Origin of the sequence: Candidatus Planktophila sp. (assembly GCF_036734405.1) — a bacterium.
Taxonomy (GTDB): Bacteria; Actinomycetota; Actinomycetes; order Nanopelagicales; family Nanopelagicaceae; genus Planktophila.
On the sequence record NZ_DAIMYR010000004.1, the window covers coordinates 74,951 to 91,917 of the forward strand.

Here is a 16,967-nt window from a genome sequence, read left to right on the forward strand (position 1 = left end):
CCACTAATCCATCGTCACATACTGAGGGCTTGAGTAATAACCTTCATCCAACTTCATACGTTGCATCAATAGATCATTGAGCAAAGCACTGGCACCAATACGAAATAGCTTCGGATTGAGCCAATCTGGTCCAACAGTTTCATTGACCAAAACTAATTGTTTGATTGCATCCTTTGTGTTTCTAATTCCACCTGCTGGCTTTACACCGATACGAGTATTGGTCATTTCATAGAAATCACGCACTGCTTCAAGCATCACCAATACAACTGGGGGAGTAGCCGCAGGTGCAACTTTTCCGGTCGAAGTCTTAATGAAATCGGCACCAGCTGCCATTGCTAAGAAGGAAGCTTTGCGAACATTGTCATAAGTGACAAGCTCGCCCGTTTCAAAAATCACCTTAAGATGTGCTTTTTCTCCACACACCTGTTTAATTTGTACAATCTCATTAAAGACATCGATATACCGTCCTGCAAGAAATGCACCGCGATCAATCACCATGTCAATTTCCGCAGCTCCTGCATCAATTGCATCTTGGGTATCTTGAATCTTTACTGGCATTGATGCTCGCCCTGATGGAAATGCAGTTGATACTGCAGCTACCGGAACATGCTGCCCACCAATCAAATCTAGATGGGTTCGAGCAACAGAAACCATGTCGTTATAGACACACACCGCTCCAACACTTGGGACCGTTGAATCAGTTGGATCTGGACGCACCGCTTTGGTGCACAAAGCTTTGACCTTGCCTGGCGTATCGGCACCTTCGAGCGTTGTTAAATCAACCATGGTGATTGCAGTTTCGATCGCCCAGCGCTTAGAACTGGTTTTAATGCTTCGAGTGGCAAGCATTGCGGCGCGAGCATCTGCGCCAACTTGATCCACACCTGAAAGATTGTTGAGGTAACTCTTTAGTGAGGCATCACTGCCATCAACTAAGCCGTAAAAACTCACGATAACAATTCCTTAAGCGGTGGTCGTAGTTGATCCAAAACTGCTTGGGCTGCCTTGGAATCCCTTTCAATTGCCTCAATGTAACACTTCATCTTTGCTTCGGTCCCGCTAGGACGAATGATGATTCGCACACCCCCATCGAGCCAGATTCGAATTCCATCAGTTGGTGACAAGCCATCAGTTGGTGTTGCTAAATCATCGATCGAGGTAACTAATCGACCAGCGATCTCTTTAGGTGGTTTGGCGCGCAAACCGCCCAGGATTACTCCCACCTTAGAAAGATCACTTAAACGAATGGAGATTTGTTCTGTTGCATGAAAACCATGTCGAGCCCAGATCTCATCCAGCAAATCGAGCAGAGTTTTACCTTCAGCTGCCAGGTCTGTTGCAATTTGCGCCAAAGTAATCGCCGCAGAAATTCCATCTTTATCATTTACTGTTGCTGCATCAACGGCGTAGCCAAGTGCCTCTTCATATCCAAATGTTAAATTCTCAATTTTTGCAAGCCATTTAAAGCCAGTTAACGTCTCTTTGAAATCTAGTTGGTAGTGAGCAGCGATTTTTCGAACAATTGATGATGAAACAATTGAGTTTGCAAATATTCCTGAATCGATCTTTCGCGCAATAGATTCAGCAAAAATCGCGCCTAACTCATCTCCGCGTAGCATTCTCCACCCAATTGCTGGATCATTAATCGCAGCTGCGCATCGATCTGCATCAGGATCATTGGCAATCACTAAATGCGCATCAAATGTTCGAGCGGTTTCAAGTGCCAAATCAATTGCACCTGGTTCTTCGGGGTTAGGAAAAGCAACCGTGGGAAAGTCAGGATCTGGAGCTGCTTGAGCTTGAACCAAGATTGGTGACTGAAATCCCGCTTTGTAAAAGACCTGTTGAATTGTTTCAGTACCAACTCCATGCATAGCGGTATAAACAATTCGCAGAGATCCAGGGGCACCTGCCAAAGAAGCGGTTCGGTTGATGTACTGCTCAACTATTTCTTCGCCCAGTACTTCCCATACTTTTCCCCGCGGTTGTGATTTCAAAGATGTGATTGAGTCAATTTTTGCTGCGATTGCTTCATCTGTTGGAGAAACAATTTGAGATCCTCGGTAATGAATTCCATCAACGGTGCCACCGAGATATACCTTGTAACCATTGTCCTGCGGCGGGTTATGGCTGGCGGTAACCATGATGCCGACATCACATTGCAGTTGATTTGTTGCAAAAGCTAAAACTGGTGTTGGCAAGGGGCGGGGCAAAACAAAAACCTTCATGCCTGCACCACTCATTATTTCAGCGGTTTCAAAGGTGAAATCTTCAGATCCATAACGGGCATCACGGCCAATTACAACTGAGGTTAAATTGCGTTCCTTCATGTAAGCAACAATTCCTGATGCCGCACGACCAACCACTGCGCAATTCATTCCAGATGGCCCAGGTCTAACCGGTCCACGTAAACCCGCGGTTCCAAACTGCAGAAAACCATTAAAGGATGCGCGTAGTTCAGTTTCATTACCCGCATCAAGCCATTGTTGTAATTGTGCAGCGGTTACTGGATCTGGATCATCTGCAATCCAGGCTTTTACTTCCTGCTCCAGTGAGTGATCCATATGCTTAGAGTAACTTCGGAATAACACCTTTGAGAAGTGCGCCCATGCGATCAGCAGCGGCTTTACCTGCTGCGATTACCTCTTCATGGTTGAGTTTTTCGCCAGTGACTCCAGCTGCAGCATTAGTGACTAATGAAATGCCTAGAACTTCAGCACCTAATGCATGTGCAGCGATCGCTTCTGGAACAGTAGACATTCCAACAAGATCTGCGCCCATTGTTCGCATCATTAAAATTTCAGCAGGAGTTTCATATGTTGGTCCGCGCCAATGCACGTAAACACCTTCTTGTAGTGATGAATCCTCTTTCTTTACAATCTCACGAATTCGCTTGCTGTACAGATCCGTTAAATCAACAAATGTTGCACCAGAGAGCGGAGAAACAGCGGTTAGAGAGATGTGATCACGAATCAAGACTGGTTGACCAACTTTGTATGCAGTGTTAATTCCTCCACAAGCATTAGTCAAAATAACCACTTTGCAACCAGCTTTAACTGCGGTGCGGACGCTATGTACGACAGGTTCGATCCCCTTACCTTCGTATAAGTGTGTTCTGCCTAAGAAAACTAAAGCACGTAACTTTTTTCCATTGCTTTCGATTTCATATGAGCGGACTTTGCCCGAATGACCTTCGACAGCAGGAGCGAAAAATCCAGTGAAATCTTCAGCGTTGCATTCAAATGCCGGTGTTCCAAGTGCATCAACTGCACTGACCCAACCTGATCCCATAACGAGCGCGACATCATGCTGAGCAATTCCTGTCTTTGCTGCAATCTCACTTGCAGCTTGCTCAGCCGCCGCCAGCGGGTCTTTATAGAGAAGTTCGGTCTGTGTCATGCGGCAATAATGTCATAAAGGTGGCGCATGCGGTTATTTATTTCATTCTCTTTGCTTCAGGCCAGCTGTACCCAAGGTTTGCAAAAGCCTTTCGAACAAATGGCATAGATATTCCCACCACATTTGTGTAATCACCTTCGATTGATGGAATGAAGGGAGAGCTAAAACCGTCCAAGGTAAACCCGCCTGCAACATGTAAAGGTTCTTCAGTTGCAACGTAATCTGCAATTTCTTCATCGCTCATGTGATCAAAGCTCACCCGAGTAGTTACCCGATCTGAAATCTCAATGTCTTTTGCGGTATCAATAATGCAATGACCCGTGTGTAACAACCCAGAATTTCCACGCACTCGCTTTGCACGCTCAATTGCAATCTCAGGCGTACCTGGCTTTCCCAGAGATAGGCCATCAAATTCAAAGGTCGAGTCACAGCCGATAATGATTGCTGGGAAATCAATTTGTTCGCGCACTGTGTGCGCTTTAGTAATCGCCAGTGCGATCACCATATCGGCAGGAGAAAGTGAGTTAAAAAAATCAGTTTCTTCATCTACATGACTAACAATTATCTTTGGAGATAACCCAGCCGACTCCAATAGGCGACGACGGCTAGTTGATTGTGAAGCTAAAACAATTGTTGTCATGGTGATTAAACCCTTGGCTCTATTTGTAATGAAATTTTTGCCTGCGTTGCCAAGGGTATCGGTACCAAGTTCCGGACGATACATCTACGATATGAGGGTGAGAAATTCTTTTCCCATTGTTGGTGTAATTGGTGCTGGACAGCTGGCACGAATGAGTAGAGCCCCCGCAACCGCCTTAGGTGTTGAACTCTTACTTCTAGCTGGTGATTCGCTGGATTCGGGCGCTCAAGTTACAAACCACATAGTTGGTGACTACAAAGATTTACAGACAGTGCGAGCCTTTGCTCAAAAATGTGATGTTGTGACATTTGAGCATGAATTAATCCCCTTGAGTATTGTCAAAGCTTTAGAAGCTGATGGCGTAGTTGTTCGCCCATCCTCTTCTGCTTTTGTTTTTTCGCAGGATAAATCTGCGATGCGAGAAAAGTTAAGTGGTTTTCCAGCGCCACACTGGCAATTAGTTACATCTGCAGATCAGGTGAGTGAATTTCCCGTTATAGCTAAGGCGATTTCTGGGGGGTATGACGGTCGGGGTGTTTGGAAAGTTTCCGATCAGCCTGAGCTAGCAAAACTGCTTCAGCAAACCAACAAGTTATTAGTTGAAGAACTTATCGATTTTGATTATGAAATTGCCGTCTTGGTTGCCCGTTCTCCTCATGGGCAAGCTACAACCTGGGCTCCGACTCAAACAATTCAAAATGATGGAATCTGTACCCTGACTATTTCACCTGCTCCGCAAGTTAGCTTTGAACTAAGCGAAAAAGCTCAGAAGTTAGCACTTGAAGTTGCTGCAGCTGTTGGAGTCGTCGGAGTAATGGCGGTTGAGATGTTTGTCAAAGAAGATCAATTATTCATTAATGAACTCGCAATGCGTCCCCACAATTCTGGGCATTGGACGATTGAAGGTTCGAAAACCAGTCAGTTTGAACAGCACCTGCGAGCAATTTTGGATTTACCGTTAGGGGATCCTGTGATGACGGCACCTTTTGCAGTCATGGGAAATATTCTTGGCTCAAATAAGCAGGACATGTATCGTCCCTACCTCCATCTGATGGCTCGAACACCTGGGCTTAAATTTCATCATTACAAGAAAGAGGTACGCCCAGGTCGCAAGATTGGTCATGTAACTTTGTTGGGTCAAGACCTCGTAGAATTAATCCAAGAGGTTAAGCATGCGTTGGATTACATGAGCGGAGAAATCGATGAGTGATGTAGCAATCATCATGGGATCAGACTCAGATTGGCCGATCATGGAGGATGCAGCAAAACTCCTTGATCAACTTGAAATTAGTTACACCGTTGATGTTGTTTCAGCTCACCGCATGCCGCTAGAAATGGTTGAGTTTGCTCAGACTGCAATTTCTAAGGGGTACAAAGTAATTATTGCAGGTGCAGGTGGTGCGGCGCATTTGCCTGGAATGGTTGCATCAATAACATCGCTACCAGTGATTGGTGTTCCAGTTGCTTTGAAAAATTTAGATGGCATGGATTCTCTGCTTTCTATAGTTCAAATGCCGGCAGGCGTACCTGTTGCAACAGTGGGTATTGGCAACGCTAAAAATGCCGCACTACTTGCTGCACGGATATTAGGGGTTTCTGACAAAGCAATTTCTGGCAAGGTCATTCAGGGTTTACAGGAGATTAATAAAATTGCTAAGGAAAAAGGTGAATCTTTGAATTCGCGCCGAAATCAGAAGACTGGTTTCTAACCCCGAGATCGATACTCGATTGCTGGGCAGCGATCCATAACAGTTAACAAACCTGCTGCTTGCGCCCGCGCAATCGCTTCTTCATCAATTACATCAAGCTGAAGCCACACTGCTTTCGCACCGATTGCAATTGCTTCATCAACAACTGAGCCAACTAATTGTGAATTTACAAAACAATCAACAACATCTATTGGAACCGGAATCTCTGACAGCGTGGTGTAAGCATTTTCGCCATGAACGGCTTCGGCTTTAGGGTGTACCGGAATGATGTGATGACCTTTGTCTTGCAAAAGCTGCGCAACACCAAACGCTGCTCTATCAGGGTTGTTGCTTAGTCCAACCACAGCCCATGTCTTTAAAGACAGAACCGCATCAATTGTTTCTTTGGAATTAATCGGTTCGACCTAAAGCGTGGAACTTCCAACCAGCTTTTCGCCATAAAGAGCGGTCTAACATGTTGCGTCCATCAATAATGATCTTTGATTTAACAAGAGAAGCGATAGCCGCTGGATCGATTTGGCGGTATTCCTTCCATTCAGTTAAGTGCAGAATCAAATCAGCATCTTTAAGAGCATCTGTAACAACTTCTTGGTACTCAAGATTAGGAAAACGCTTACGTGCAGGCTCGATTCCTTGTGGATCATGAACTACAACGATTGCACCTGCAGCTTGTAACTGAGCAGCAATATCAAGAGCTGGGGAGTCACGGACATCGTCACTGTCGGGCTTAAATGTCGCACCGAGCACGGCAATTTTGTACTTGGTTAAATCCTCTGAAAGTTCACCGCGTACAACATCGATAACTCGTTGGCGAGCACGAAGATTAATGGCGTCGATTTCGCGCAAGAATTCGAGTGCTTGCTTTGCGCCTAGCTCTTCTGCGCGCGCCATGAATGCACGAATATCCTTTGGAAGGCAGCCTCCACCAAAACCAATACCGGCTTGCAAGAAGCGATTTCCAATACGTGGGTCATAGCCGATTGCCTTTGCCAAGACAGTGACATCGCCACCTGAAGCTTCGCAGACTTCAGCCATTGCATTAATAAATGAAATTTTTGTGGCAAGGAATGAATTTGCAGCAACCTTTACTAATTCTGAAGTTGGCAGATCTGCACGAATCCATGGAGTACCTAGAGCGATAACCGGCTGATAAACCTCTTTGAGGATTTCTTCTGCACGGTCATTTGCGACACCAACAACTAAGCGGTTAGGAGTCAAAGTATCTTCTACGGCAAAACCTTCACGAAGAAACTCTGGATTCCATGCTAGATCGGCTTGTGGTGCAATTTTTGCTAATTCATCGCGCAAACCTTGTGCAGTACCAACTGGCACTGTTGACTTACCAACAACTAGAGCGCCATCTTTTAAGTGTGGGGCGATCGCAGCAACAGCAGCTTTCACATATGTTAAATCTGCCGCGAGCCCATCTTTACTCTGAGGGGTTCCAACACAAACAAAGTGAACATCTGCATCTTTAACAGCTGAAAAATCTGTTGTAAAAGACAATCGTCCAGTTTTCATCTCTTGTTCCAACAAGGTGTCTAACCCTGGCTCATAAAAAGGCAACTTTCCACTTTGTAGAAGTGCCACCTTTTCAGGATCGGTATCCACGCCAACAACGGTGAAACCCAAAGAAGACATACATGCAGCATGGGTGGCTCCTAAATAACCGCAGCCAACTACCGAGAGAGTTAAAGTCATGCCTGAGAGTTTACTTCAGAGCTCCGCAAGGATTTTCATCAGCGGTACGAGTCTTGAATTTATCGATCACAGTTGGCTTACCCGTTGTTGATGCGGAAGGAGAAGGGGTTACCTCATCGGTGAGCGGCAAATCTTCACGAATTCGATTGAATAGTTCTGGCGCTAGCTCTGAATCCCAAGTAACCACGGATCCAACTCCTGCAACTCGCGCATTGGTATTTCCCAATGGAATAGTCAGAGTTCGGACGTTGCTTGAAGAAAGATTCTTCATTTGCTTTGCAAGTGTCAAGAGATCGCTCTTATTGAGTTCTGAATCTGTCTTAATTGTTTCAATCGCTGCATTGAAGAAATTTACGAGTTTAACTGGATTAAGTAAAACTCCAGTGCTTGTAACTTTACGAAGGACTGCGCTCATGAATTGCTGCTGGCGTTGCATGCGACCTAGATCGCCCATTCCGTCAAAATCACGTGTTCGTACATATTTGAGTGATTCAACACCATTAAGTGTGTGAACACCTGCGGGAAGAACTAAGTGGCTACCAGGATCATCAATATCGCGCTTGGTGCAGACTTCGATTCCACCAAGTGCATCAACCATTCCGGCAAAACCAGCAAAGCCGATTTCGATGTAGTGATCAATGCGTATTCCGGTTTCATTTTCCACAGTTTCAATCAAGAGCGGAGCTCCACCAAATGCAAAGGCGGCGTTAATTTTTCCAAGTGCAGCTGGAATAATTTTCTCTTTGTTCAACGATGAAGGATGTTCTGGAATAGTTACTAAAGAATCACGTGGAATAGAAATAATTGTTGCCTTATTGCGATCTTTAGAAATATGAACAATGAGCATGGTGTCTGATCGCGAACCGGCAGCAGTTTTTGTGCTACCTACGCGGAGTAACTTCATTTGTTCTTTAGTCAGACCTTCACGAGTATCAGAGCCAACCAATAAATAGTTAAGCGCTTTATTTGGCTTATCTGGTCGGTTGGTTATTGATCCAAAGGCATCGATGCGATCGATTGCGCTGCTGACTTGTCCCAGCCCCAGCCAAGAAAAGGCGGAAATCAGAACTACTCCCACAGATAGTGAGGTAATAATCCGAATTGCCCGCGTTGATTTCACTGTCAGAGAGTACTTGAGCGATAGCGTGTACGCGTTATGTCGACATCAGCGAACACGTTATATGGCTCACCGAAGCGGGAAATCTCGGTGATCCTGCCTGTCCTGAACGAGCAGAAGCATCTCGAGGATTCTGTGAATTCGATCTTGTCCCAGAACTTTTCTGGAGCAATCGAAGTAATTCTTGCAGTGGGGCCTTCACAGGATGAAACGATGAAAATCGCGCAGTCAATCCAATCCAGAGATTCACGTGTTGTCGTAGTTGAAAATCCCACAGGGAAAACCGCTGCAGGCTTAAATCTTGCTATCGCTGCAGCTCGTTACTCAATCATCGTACGGGTTGATGGACATTCACAGATTCCGCATGATTATTGTGAAACTGCTTTTCAGATTCTTAGTGAAACTGGCGCAGTAAATGTTGGTGGAATCATGGCCGCTAAAGGTGTGTCACTTTTTGAACGTTCTGTTGCTCGCGCCATGCGCAGCCCACTTGGTGTTGGTGCATCTCGCTTTCATACAGGAGGAGGTGCGGGAGAATCAGATACTGTCTACTTAGGCTGTTTTAGAAAAGAAGCATTACTGGCGGCAGGTGGATTTGATGAAAGATTTACTCGAGCACAGGATTGGGAACTCAACTTTCGTTTACGCGAAAGTGGAGGAGTTGTTTATTTTGATCCACGATTGCAGGTGACATATCGTCCCCGCTCGACAATCAAAGCCCTTGCTAAGCAGTACTTCGAATACGGTCGCTGGAGACGAGTTGTTTCAAGAAGACATAAAGGAAGCATTAACTACAGATATTTGGCTCCACCATTTACAGTTATTGCAACTTCGCTATCACTAATTGCAGGTGCAGTATTAGGGCCATTGTTCTTCATTCCCGCACTTGTGTATTCGGTGTTTATCCTGGGGGCTTCGATAATTATTGGTAAGAGCATGGGTGAGATTCTTTGTTTACCAACAATCTTGCTCACAATGCATATTTCATGGGGGCTTGGATTTCTCACATCACCGAAGTCACTTGCCCCTGCGGTAACCTTGTCTCCGTGAGTACCCCATTGCAGGTTTATGAGCCATTTAGGGCTGGCCTACCTAAGCTCGGGAAGTACTGGAAGTCCCTGTGGTCCCGCAGAACATTTATTTCTGAATACTCCAAATCCGAACTGCGCGAGCAGCATTTTGATTCAGTATTTGGGCAGTTATGGCTTGTCCTAAATCCATTATTGCTATCAGGGGTTTACTTTATTTTGATCGTGATTATCGGTGGATCAACCGATAGTTCGCGCTATGTGCACTTGACTGCAAGCCTTTTTCTCTTTTACTTAGTAGCTAACTCATTAACCGGCGGCGTAAAGTCAATTACTGCAGGGCAACGGCTCATTTTGAATACCGCTTTTCCTAGAATCATGTTGCCTTTGTCAGCGGTTATTATTGCAATCTTTAAATTTATTCCAACTTTAATTGTCTTCTTCGTTGTTAAGGCGATTGTTGGTTCACCATTTTCTATAGAGATGTTATGGGCAATTCCAGTACTGCTCATTACGATTTTTCTGGCACTTGGCCTTGCCATAACTATTTCATGCATCAATGTCTATTTCAGAGATATCGCAAATTTCTTGCCTTACTTGACTAGAACACTTCTCTACTTGTCTCCAATCTTGTACACAGCATCTGCGTTAGATCCAAACCTCAAGGCCCTTGAAATTGTTAATCCACTGTTTCCTATATTGGATTCTTGGTCACGCGCTTTAGTGCAGGGTGTAGCCCCAGAAACATCAAGCCTGCTTCAGGGATTGGCTTGGGCAACAGGTATCTTCTTTATTGGTACTTATTTCTTTTTGTCGAGGGAGCGTGAGTTCGCTGTCCGCCTCTAAACTTCACAAGACAAATGAACTAGCTGTTTCAATTAGAAACGTTGGTCTGACTTACACGACTGCAATCGATCGCAGACCCACCTTAAAAGCGCGCGTCAAAGCTTTCGGACGCGGTGGAAAACAAACTCGGGTTGTTCGTGCACTCGATGATATAAATCTTGATGTTGAATATGGTCAAGTATTAGGTGTAATTGGAACTAATGGCGCGGGTAAATCATCGTTGATGCGCTGTGTTGCAGGAATCCTGCCACCATCACAAGGCCGCATCGAAGTGTATGGATCTGTAAGTACCTTGTTAGCACTAGGTGTCGGATTTAATCCATCTATGTCAGGACGCGATAACGTCTTTTTGGGTGGCTTGGCTGCAGGAATGTCTCGTGAAGAAATCCAAGGACACTTCGATGAGATTGCTGACTTTTCAGAGCTAGGTGATGCCATAGATGCTCCCATGCGAACTTATTCCTCAGGAATGTATGCGCGCCTAGCTTTTTCAGTGGCTGCAACCGTACGACCAGATATTTTGATAATTGATGAAGCACTCAGTACAGGAGACGCAAAGTTTAAAGAAAAGAGTCTCAACCGAATCAAAGAGTTGAGAAGTGATGATCGCGCACTGATCCTTGTAAGCCATGCAATGCAAACATTGCGAGATACTTGTAACGATGTGGCGTGGCTGCATAAGGGAAAGTTGATTCAACGCGGTGAACCAAATCAAGTAATCGATGCATATCAAGAATTTCTACATCTTGGAAAGAGTGCAGCAATTGATGAGGATGTTTAAGCCGCTCGTTTTACTTTTAGCCTTAGTTGCTTTCACTCCGCAACAAGCTTCTGCTGTAGAGATTCCAACTGAATTTGCGATTACAGGTGCGGGTTATGGGCACGGAGTAGGGCTAAGCCAAATCGGTGCTCGCTCTAAAGCCCTTGCCGGCGAGACACCTACTGCGATCCTAAATTACTATTACAAAGATGTATTAATTCAACCTATGGATGATTCAAAGATTCTGCGAGTAAATGTAGGTCATCTACTTAGTACCGCAAGGATTGCAACAAGAACTCCTGATGCGACACTTCAAATCTTTAGTGGAGATATTGGAGATGCTCAAGAAATAGCACCTCTTGCAGTTGTCCCAGTCAATAGTTCGTTAAATTTTTCCATTCTGGGCTCTACAGTTGTACCAAGTGTTGTCACTGGAAAACAGACTACGAGTTTGCCAAGAAATCGAGTCTTTACAGTTCGATGGAGCGGAACTCGATATTTACCCGGTGTCGATGGAGTCGTTTCACTAACCCATTCATCATTGACAACTAGATATCGATATGGGCAAATGCAATTTAGAGCAGTTAAAGCTTCAACTCTGGGCTTTCGACTAGAAGTGACCAACTCAGTTCGTTTGGCCGATGAATATTTGTGGGGGATAAGTGAAGTCCCTTCTTCGTGGCCAATGGCAGCTCTTGAAGCCCAAGCAATTGCTTCTCGTACATATGCTTTGAATAAAGCAGGTATCTATCGCGCCCGTTGCGATTGCGATTTATATGGTGAAATTTCTGATCAAAAGTTTCTTGGTTTTGCCAAAGAAACTGAAAAAGGGTGGGGAAAGTTTTGGAAGGCTGCGGTTACCAATACCGCAGGATTAACTCTGACCCAGAACAACCTACCTATTGCGGCATATTTTGGGAGTTCTACCGGTGGCTTAACTGAAACGGCACTTAATGCGTGGGGTAGCGAGCGTACCTATACCCAGATTATTGCTGATCCCGGAAGTCAAGATCCAAAGCTCAATCCAAATTTCTTCAGTTGGAAACGTTCAGTCACCCAAGCTTCAGTTGCCCTTGCCTTTGCATTGCCTGATGTCGTTTCGCTTGAGATTGTTTCAAAAAATCTGAGCGGAACTGTTGCAACAATTAGAGCAACATCTAGTACAGGAATTCAAAAAAGTCTTCGTGGAGAAACATTTAGAAGCCGAACAAGGATTCCATCTGCCTATTTTGATTTAGTTAGCGTGCAAAACGCTGTTGAGCCCACCCCAAGTCCCAGTCCTTAAGACAACTTCAAGGCCACCATCGAGTGAGTTTCTGCGGAATAATAAATTGCTTGCTCCAGAAAGTGTTCCGGCTTTAACTATTTCACCATCAGGTAACTTAACTTTTGCTGCAGCCGTTATGTAAGTACCAGCTTCAATCACACAGTTATCACCTAAAGAAATACCCAAACCTGAATTTGCACCCAGTAAGCATTTCTGGCCAATTGAAATAACTTCTTTGCCGCCACCGCTAAGTGTTCCCATGATTGAGGCACCACCACCAACATCGGTCCCATCTCCAACAATCACGCCAGCTGAAATTCTTCCTTCTACCATTGAAGTTCCAAGTGTTCCGGCATTAAAGTTAACAAAACCTTCATGCATCACCGTTGTACCTGAAGCTAGGTGAGCACCTAGTCGCACGCGATCAGCATCAGCAATTCGAACACCTGACGGAATTACATAATCAACCATTCGCGGGAACTTGTCGACACCATAAACACTGACATGTCCATGTGCTGCTTTCAATCGTGCGCGAGTGATTTCAAAATCTTCTACTGCGCATGGACCCACAGAAGTCCAAACAACATTGCTCAGGATTCCAAATATTCCATCAAGTGCCAGCCCGTGTGGTTTCACGAGTCGATGTGAAAGCAGATGTAGTCGCAAGTAAGCATCTGCTGCATTGGCTGGTGCTTTTGAAACATCAATTTCAATACTTACAACTTCACGCGAAACTGCGCGCGCATCATCATTACCAACAAGTGCAGATAACTCTGCCGGGACGGATGCTGAAAGTTGCGACAAGGCAGGGGATGGAAACCAGACATCAAGGGTTGCACCCTTAGCGATAGTTGCAATCCCGTGGCCAGATGCGATGGTCGTCATGAGCCAAGCGTAGCCTCTATTGTTAGCCGCATGCGTATTGCCGTCTTTTGTTCATCCTCACCCTCGATCGATAACAAGTATGTAGAGCTTGCTTACGAGTTAGGCAAGGGAATCGCTACCTCTTCTAATGAGTTAGTCACTGGTGGTGGTCACATTTCGATGATGGGTGCGGTCTCTAGGGGAGCACGTGATGCTGCCGGCAAGACAATCGGCGTGATTCCAAAAGCATTGGTGGATATTGAGTTTGCAGATCATGACAACGATGAATTGCATGTTGTCGAAACTATGGGGCAACGAAAGCACATGATTACCGACATTTCAGATGCGTTTGTGACTTTGCCTGGCGGTGCGGGCACTCTTGAAGAGTTTTTTGAAATTTGGGTTGGGCATTATTTAAAGTTTCATACCAAGCCGGTTGTAATTCTTGATCCATTTGGAATCTATGCACCTTTACATGAATTAATCATTCATTTAGAAGATGAGAAATTTATAAAGCCTGGAATGCGTGAGATTGTTCAATGGACAACAACTGTCGATGAAGCATTGCGAGCGTGCCAAGCTTGAGAAGTAATCACATCGCAATGAGTCTTGTCATTGATGCTCCAATCCAAACAGTGTGGGCGGCATTAGCTGATTGGGAATCACAAAGTGACTGGATGCTGCAAACAACAGTTGAAGTTACTTCTGATATTCACGAAGGAGTTGGTACATCGATTGCAGCTTTTACAGGAATTGGAAAATTAGGAATCATGGATCACATGACTGTGACTGCGTGGAATCCACCAACTGTGTGCGATGTCGTTCATACAGGAAAAATTATTAAGGGCACCGGGCGATTTGAATTAACTGAGCTCACGCCACAATCGACACGGTTTGATTGGTCAGAAGAGGTTCTTGCTCCGCGAGCGCTATTCCTTCTTATTGCACCAGGTTTGTACGTAGGAGTACGCATCTCACTGTCGGCCTTGCGCCGCCAGTTGCAGCAAAGGAAGTAAAGTTGCCTCATGGGCAAGCAACCGCAAACACTGGCGCAAGCCCTTGCCACATTGCCCGAAGAAGAACGAATCATCTTGACCATGCATTATCTGAAGTCGATGAGCGCCTCAGAAATCGCATCAATGCTTGGTGTTCCAGACAGGTCTGTTGAGGCAATAATTCGCCAAGGTAAAGCCCGATTGAGCGCGATTCTGGGCATTTAGGCCAATCTCGAATTCGCACTACGGCTCATTCTGCGAGATACTTACCCCCTTGCTTTACACATAGCAGTACCAACGATTTAGAGGAGTCTCCCCATGGCAGCCATGAAACCCCGTACTGGTGATGGTCCAATGGAGGTCACAAAGGAAGCCCGCTCCCTAGTGATGCGAATCCCTCTTGAAGGTGGCGGACGCTTAGTTGTCGAGATGAACGCCGAAGAAGCAAACAATCTCAGCGCAGCTCTACACGCAGCTGTTGCTCTCGTTAAGAAGTAATTTACATTTAAAGGCACTAGCCTTACCAATCATGTCAGCGCTACCTCAATACGCATCTTTTGAGATTTCAAAGGCTGCCAGTGCTCACTCAATTGCACTTGGATTCTTTAAAAACCTAGATGGCAATTTCGAATTTGTCTCACCCCTTGCAGCCGAGGTGGAAAAGTTCTTCGCCCTTAACCTTGTTGATGAATTAACTTTTTTTGCACCAACTGGCAAAGCTGGAGAGCTTTTTGAGGTTCCAGTCAGCGCTGAAAATTCTGAAACAGATCGATTATTTTTGGTGGGAATTGGTGATCAAAGCGGTACCGCTGCGCGCGCAGCAGGAGCCGCGGTTGGTCGCAAAGTACGGGGAAAGAACACAACAGTATTTTCAGCATGTGTTGTCTCAGAGATTAAGTCCTTTGCAATTTCGGTTTCCTTAGGGGCTTGGGTCTGGAATCTAAAGACAGACAAGAAAAAAGAAGAGCCAACAATTTTTATTGCAAGCAAAGATGCTCAGACGATTAAAGATGCAGCAGCAATTGCCAACGCAATCTGCAGAACTCGCGATTTAGTTCACACTCCAGCAAACATCAAAAATCCAGCATGGATGGGTAAGCAAGCAGAAGATTTTGCAAAGGGAACTGGCCTAACGGTCAAGATATTTGCAGGTGCGGCACTGAAAGAGTTCGGCGGTCTTCGTGCAGTAGGTGGCTCATCACCCAAGCCAGGACCACGAATGATTCAAGTTACATATCAGCCAAAATCGAAGAAAAAGTCAGCGAAGGCTTTGCCACACATTGTTTTAGTGGGCAAAGGAATCACTTTTGATACAGGCGGAGTTTCGCTGAAGCGTCCGTATGACACGATGATGGCAATGAAGAGTGACATGGCAGGCTCTGCTGCAATTCTTGGAACCCTGACGGCGCTTGAACATCTACAGCCAAATGTTCAAGTGACAGCATTAATGATGATGGCTGAAAACGCTATCTCTGCCACAGCGCAACGCCCAAGTGATGTCATCAAGCATTACGGTGGAACAACGGTTGAGGTAATTAATACCGATGCTGAAGGACGTTTAGTTTTGGCCGATGGCTTGGCGTATGCAGATGCCAATTTAGATCCAGATTATTTAGTAGATATTGCAACCTTAACGGGAGCAGCGACACTTGGATTAGGTCGTCAATATGCAGCGATGTATACCCGCGACAATTCTTTAGCTGCAGCGCTTTCAAAGGCTGGCGAAGCAACCGGTGATCGCGTCTGGCATATGCCGTTAGTTGATGATTACAAGGATGCTTTGCGCAGTGATATCGCGGATTTAAATCACACAGCAGATAAAGGTAAGTTTTCTGCGGGTTCAGTGACTGCAGCACTGTTTCTTGAAAACTTCACATCAACTAGACGTTGGGTTCATTTAGATATTGCAGGAACTGCGCGCAGCGAAGTTGATGCAGGTGAGAACTCTAAGGGTGGAACCGGATTCGGTGTGCGCCTTCTTACCGAGTGGATAACCTCATTGTCATGAGAGTAGATCCACATACTTTCGCCGAGAATTTCATTCCCGAAGATCACTTTAAATCGCAGGCTCGCGCTCGCGGTGTTGAATTAGGAACAGTGGATACAACACCTGGAGCCGGAGCATTTCTAAAATTCTTAGCTTCTACTTTAAAGGCACAATCAGTAGTTGAAGTAGGAACAGGTTCTGGCGTTGGTAGCTTGTGGTTATTTGATGGAATGCTTCCAAGCGGAACTTTGACTTCAATAGATGATGAGATGGAACATTCACAAATTGCTAAACTTGCTTTCGCAGATGCAGACATTGCACCAAGTCGATATCGCTTGATTACTAACTCTGTCCTTGAAGTTATTTCAAAGCTCACCGATCGTGCCTATGACTTAGTTGTTGTTCGCCATAACCCGAAAGATTTAGGTTACGTCATCAATGAAGCGCAACGGATTCTGCGAAGCGGTGGAGCCCTGGTGATAGATAATTATTACGGTGGCGGCAAGGTCTGTGATGCAGCCCAGCGCGATCCTCGCACAGTCGCCCTCAGAGATACTGGGAAAATCATCAAGAATGACACTGATCATTGGGTGAGTTCCTTAGTGCCAGTCGGCGATGGATTACTGATCGCAACAAAGTTGTAGCAAAATAGCG

The 16,967-nt window shown here is 45.3% G+C and carries 20 protein-coding genes; 12 read left to right on the forward strand and 8 right to left on the reverse strand.

Translation table 11 applies throughout. The annotated features are described in order from the left end of the window. Positions 1-3 precede the first annotated feature (3 nt). Genes deoC through AC9UC2_RS05885 form a run of 4 tightly spaced genes read right to left on the reverse strand, consistent with a single transcriptional unit; the run spans position 4 to position 4,123 of the window. Positions 4-951, reverse strand: a complete 948-nt coding sequence (deoC, locus tag AC9UC2_RS05870) for a deoxyribose-phosphate aldolase (protein ID WP_509526359.1) — start codon at positions 949-951, stop codon at positions 4-6. Beyond that, positions 948-2,564, reverse strand: a complete 1,617-nt coding sequence (locus AC9UC2_RS05875) for a phospho-sugar mutase (RefSeq protein WP_509526362.1) — start codon at positions 2,562-2,564, stop codon at positions 948-950. The genes deoC and AC9UC2_RS05875 overlap by 4 nt, the downstream gene beginning before the upstream one ends. A gap of 4 nt (positions 2,565-2,568) precedes the next feature. Then, on the reverse strand, positions 2,569-3,399 hold the full coding sequence (locus AC9UC2_RS05880) for a purine-nucleoside phosphorylase (RefSeq protein ID WP_509526364.1): 831 nt from the start codon (positions 3,397-3,399) through the stop codon (positions 2,569-2,571). A 37-nt stretch (positions 3,400-3,436) separates the two neighbouring features. Continuing rightward, on the reverse strand, positions 3,437-4,123 hold the full coding sequence (locus AC9UC2_RS05885; RefSeq protein ID WP_509526366.1) for a Maf family protein: 687 nt from the start codon (positions 4,121-4,123) through the stop codon (positions 3,437-3,439). A 7-nt stretch (positions 4,124-4,130) separates the two neighbouring features. On the opposite strand from AC9UC2_RS05885, the gene AC9UC2_RS05890 reads away from it, so the two are divergent. Further along, entirely contained in the window at positions 4,131-5,249 is a 1,119-nt protein-coding gene (locus AC9UC2_RS05890; RefSeq protein ID WP_509526369.1) for a 5-(carboxyamino)imidazole ribonucleotide synthase, read from the forward strand. Further along, the gene (gene purE / locus AC9UC2_RS05895; protein WP_509526372.1) at positions 5,242-5,748 is read left to right on the forward strand and encodes a 5-(carboxyamino)imidazole ribonucleotide mutase; all 507 of its coding nucleotides are present in this window, start codon (positions 5,242-5,244) and stop codon (positions 5,746-5,748) included. The genes AC9UC2_RS05890 and purE overlap by 8 nt, the downstream gene beginning before the upstream one ends. Here the strand turns inward: purE and AC9UC2_RS05900 are convergent. From AC9UC2_RS05900 to AC9UC2_RS05910, 3 genes are read right to left on the reverse strand one after another with little or no spacing between them, the layout of a single operon-like run. Continuing rightward, entirely contained in the window at positions 5,745-6,092 is a 348-nt protein-coding gene (locus AC9UC2_RS05900) for a CoA-binding protein (protein ID WP_509526375.1), read from the reverse strand. The two genes, purE and AC9UC2_RS05900, sit on opposite strands and share 4 nt — an antisense overlap. Positions 6,093-6,138: 46 nt before the next feature. Continuing rightward, positions 6,139-7,449: a UDP-glucose dehydrogenase family protein gene (locus AC9UC2_RS05905; protein WP_509526378.1), complete on the reverse strand. Its 1,311-nt coding sequence runs from the start codon at positions 7,447-7,449 to the stop codon at positions 6,139-6,141. A 10-nt stretch (positions 7,450-7,459) separates the two neighbouring features. Then, positions 7,460-8,569 (reverse strand): LCP family protein, encoded by a 1,110-nt coding sequence (locus AC9UC2_RS05910; RefSeq protein ID WP_509526381.1) that lies wholly within the window; start codon positions 8,567-8,569, stop codon positions 7,460-7,462. A gap of 36 nt (positions 8,570-8,605) precedes the next feature. Between AC9UC2_RS05910 and AC9UC2_RS05915 the strand changes: the two genes are divergently transcribed. From AC9UC2_RS05915 to AC9UC2_RS05930, 4 genes are read left to right on the forward strand one after another with little or no spacing between them, the layout of a single operon-like run. Beyond that, positions 8,606-9,616, forward strand: a complete 1,011-nt coding sequence (locus tag AC9UC2_RS05915; protein WP_509526384.1) for a glycosyltransferase family 2 protein — start codon at positions 8,606-8,608, stop codon at positions 9,614-9,616. Beyond that, the gene (locus AC9UC2_RS05920; RefSeq protein ID WP_509526386.1) at positions 9,613-10,440 is read left to right on the forward strand and encodes an ABC transporter permease; all 828 of its coding nucleotides are present in this window, start codon (positions 9,613-9,615) and stop codon (positions 10,438-10,440) included. Before AC9UC2_RS05915 ends, AC9UC2_RS05920 begins: the two co-directional genes overlap by 4 nt. Further along, positions 10,418-11,221, forward strand: a complete 804-nt coding sequence (locus tag AC9UC2_RS05925; RefSeq protein WP_509526388.1) for an ABC transporter ATP-binding protein — start codon at positions 10,418-10,420, stop codon at positions 11,219-11,221. Before AC9UC2_RS05920 ends, AC9UC2_RS05925 begins: the two co-directional genes overlap by 23 nt. After that, on the forward strand, positions 11,208-12,485 hold the full coding sequence (locus AC9UC2_RS05930) for a SpoIID/LytB domain-containing protein (RefSeq protein WP_509526390.1): 1,278 nt from the start codon (positions 11,208-11,210) through the stop codon (positions 12,483-12,485). The genes AC9UC2_RS05925 and AC9UC2_RS05930 overlap by 14 nt, the downstream gene beginning before the upstream one ends. Here AC9UC2_RS05930 and dapD read toward each other — a convergent pair. Then, complete coding sequence (gene dapD / locus AC9UC2_RS05935; RefSeq protein WP_509526392.1) at positions 12,435-13,352, reverse strand: 2,3,4,5-tetrahydropyridine-2,6-dicarboxylate N-succinyltransferase; 918 nt, start codon at positions 13,350-13,352, stop codon at positions 12,435-12,437. The two genes, AC9UC2_RS05930 and dapD, sit on opposite strands and share 51 nt — an antisense overlap. Positions 13,353-13,382: 30 nt before the next feature. On the opposite strand from dapD, the gene AC9UC2_RS05940 reads away from it, so the two are divergent. The 6 genes from AC9UC2_RS05940 (at position 13,383) to AC9UC2_RS05965 (ending at position 16,957) form a co-directional block, all read left to right on the forward strand. Beyond that, the gene (locus AC9UC2_RS05940; protein WP_509526394.1) at positions 13,383-13,916 is read left to right on the forward strand and encodes an LOG family protein; all 534 of its coding nucleotides are present in this window, start codon (positions 13,383-13,385) and stop codon (positions 13,914-13,916) included. 17 nt (positions 13,917-13,933) lie between these two features. Further along, positions 13,934-14,347: an SRPBCC family protein gene (locus tag AC9UC2_RS05945; protein WP_509526396.1), complete on the forward strand. Its 414-nt coding sequence runs from the start codon at positions 13,934-13,936 to the stop codon at positions 14,345-14,347. 9 nt (positions 14,348-14,356) lie between these two features. Then, positions 14,357-14,551 carry an RNA polymerase sigma factor gene (locus tag AC9UC2_RS05950; RefSeq protein WP_509526398.1) on the forward strand — a complete coding sequence of 65 codons (195 nt, stop codon included), beginning with the start codon at positions 14,357-14,359 and terminating at the stop codon, positions 14,549-14,551. A 93-nt stretch (positions 14,552-14,644) separates the two neighbouring features. Next, positions 14,645-14,824, forward strand: coding sequence for a DUF3117 domain-containing protein (locus AC9UC2_RS05955; RefSeq protein ID WP_445860428.1), 180 nt, complete (start codon positions 14,645-14,647; stop codon positions 14,822-14,824). A 31-nt stretch (positions 14,825-14,855) separates the two neighbouring features. After that, entirely contained in the window at positions 14,856-16,334 is a 1,479-nt protein-coding gene (locus AC9UC2_RS05960) for a leucyl aminopeptidase family protein (protein ID WP_509526400.1), read from the forward strand. Further along, positions 16,331-16,957 (forward strand): O-methyltransferase, encoded by a 627-nt coding sequence (locus AC9UC2_RS05965; RefSeq protein ID WP_509526402.1) that lies wholly within the window; start codon positions 16,331-16,333, stop codon positions 16,955-16,957. Before AC9UC2_RS05960 ends, AC9UC2_RS05965 begins: the two co-directional genes overlap by 4 nt. The last annotated feature ends 10 nt before the right edge of the window (positions 16,958-16,967 follow it).

What these genes read in the sequence shown, in the direction of transcription:
- AC9UC2_RS05875 (WP_509526362.1), bottom strand. Translation starts at nt 2,564, where the DNA reads ATGGATCACTCACTGGAGCAGGAAGTAAAAGCCTGGATTGCAGATGAT.
- AC9UC2_RS05880 (WP_509526364.1), bottom strand. Translation starts at nt 3,399, where the DNA reads ATGACACAGACCGAACTTCTCTATAAAGACCCGCTGGCGGCGGCTGAG.
- AC9UC2_RS05885 (WP_509526366.1), bottom strand. Translation starts at nt 4,123, where the DNA reads ATGTATCGTCCGGAACTTGGTACCGATACCCTTGGCAACGCAGGCAAA.
- AC9UC2_RS05890 (WP_509526369.1), top strand. Translation starts at nt 4,131, where the DNA reads ATGAGGGTGAGAAATTCTTTTCCCATTGTTGGTGTAATTGGTGCTGGA.
- purE (WP_509526372.1), top strand. Translation starts at nt 5,242, where the DNA reads ATGAGTGATGTAGCAATCATCATGGGATCAGACTCAGATTGGCCGATC.
- AC9UC2_RS05905 (WP_509526378.1), bottom strand. Translation starts at nt 7,449, where the DNA reads ATGACTTTAACTCTCTCGGTAGTTGGCTGCGGTTATTTAGGAGCCACC.
- AC9UC2_RS05915 (WP_509526384.1), top strand. Translation starts at nt 8,606, where the DNA reads ATGTCGACATCAGCGAACACGTTATATGGCTCACCGAAGCGGGAAATC.
- AC9UC2_RS05930 (WP_509526390.1), top strand. Translation starts at nt 11,208, where the DNA reads ATGAGGATGTTTAAGCCGCTCGTTTTACTTTTAGCCTTAGTTGCTTTC.
- dapD (WP_509526392.1), bottom strand. Translation starts at nt 13,352, where the DNA reads ATGACGACCATCGCATCTGGCCACGGGATTGCAACTATCGCTAAGGGT.
- AC9UC2_RS05940 (WP_509526394.1), top strand. Translation starts at nt 13,383, where the DNA reads ATGCGTATTGCCGTCTTTTGTTCATCCTCACCCTCGATCGATAACAAG.
- AC9UC2_RS05945 (WP_509526396.1), top strand. Translation starts at nt 13,934, where the DNA reads ATGAGTCTTGTCATTGATGCTCCAATCCAAACAGTGTGGGCGGCATTA.
- AC9UC2_RS05950 (WP_509526398.1), top strand. Translation starts at nt 14,357, where the DNA reads ATGGGCAAGCAACCGCAAACACTGGCGCAAGCCCTTGCCACATTGCCC.
- AC9UC2_RS05955 (WP_445860428.1), top strand. Translation starts at nt 14,645, where the DNA reads ATGGCAGCCATGAAACCCCGTACTGGTGATGGTCCAATGGAGGTCACA.
- AC9UC2_RS05960 (WP_509526400.1), top strand. Translation starts at nt 14,856, where the DNA reads ATGTCAGCGCTACCTCAATACGCATCTTTTGAGATTTCAAAGGCTGCC.
- AC9UC2_RS05965 (WP_509526402.1), top strand. Translation starts at nt 16,331, where the DNA reads ATGAGAGTAGATCCACATACTTTCGCCGAGAATTTCATTCCCGAAGAT.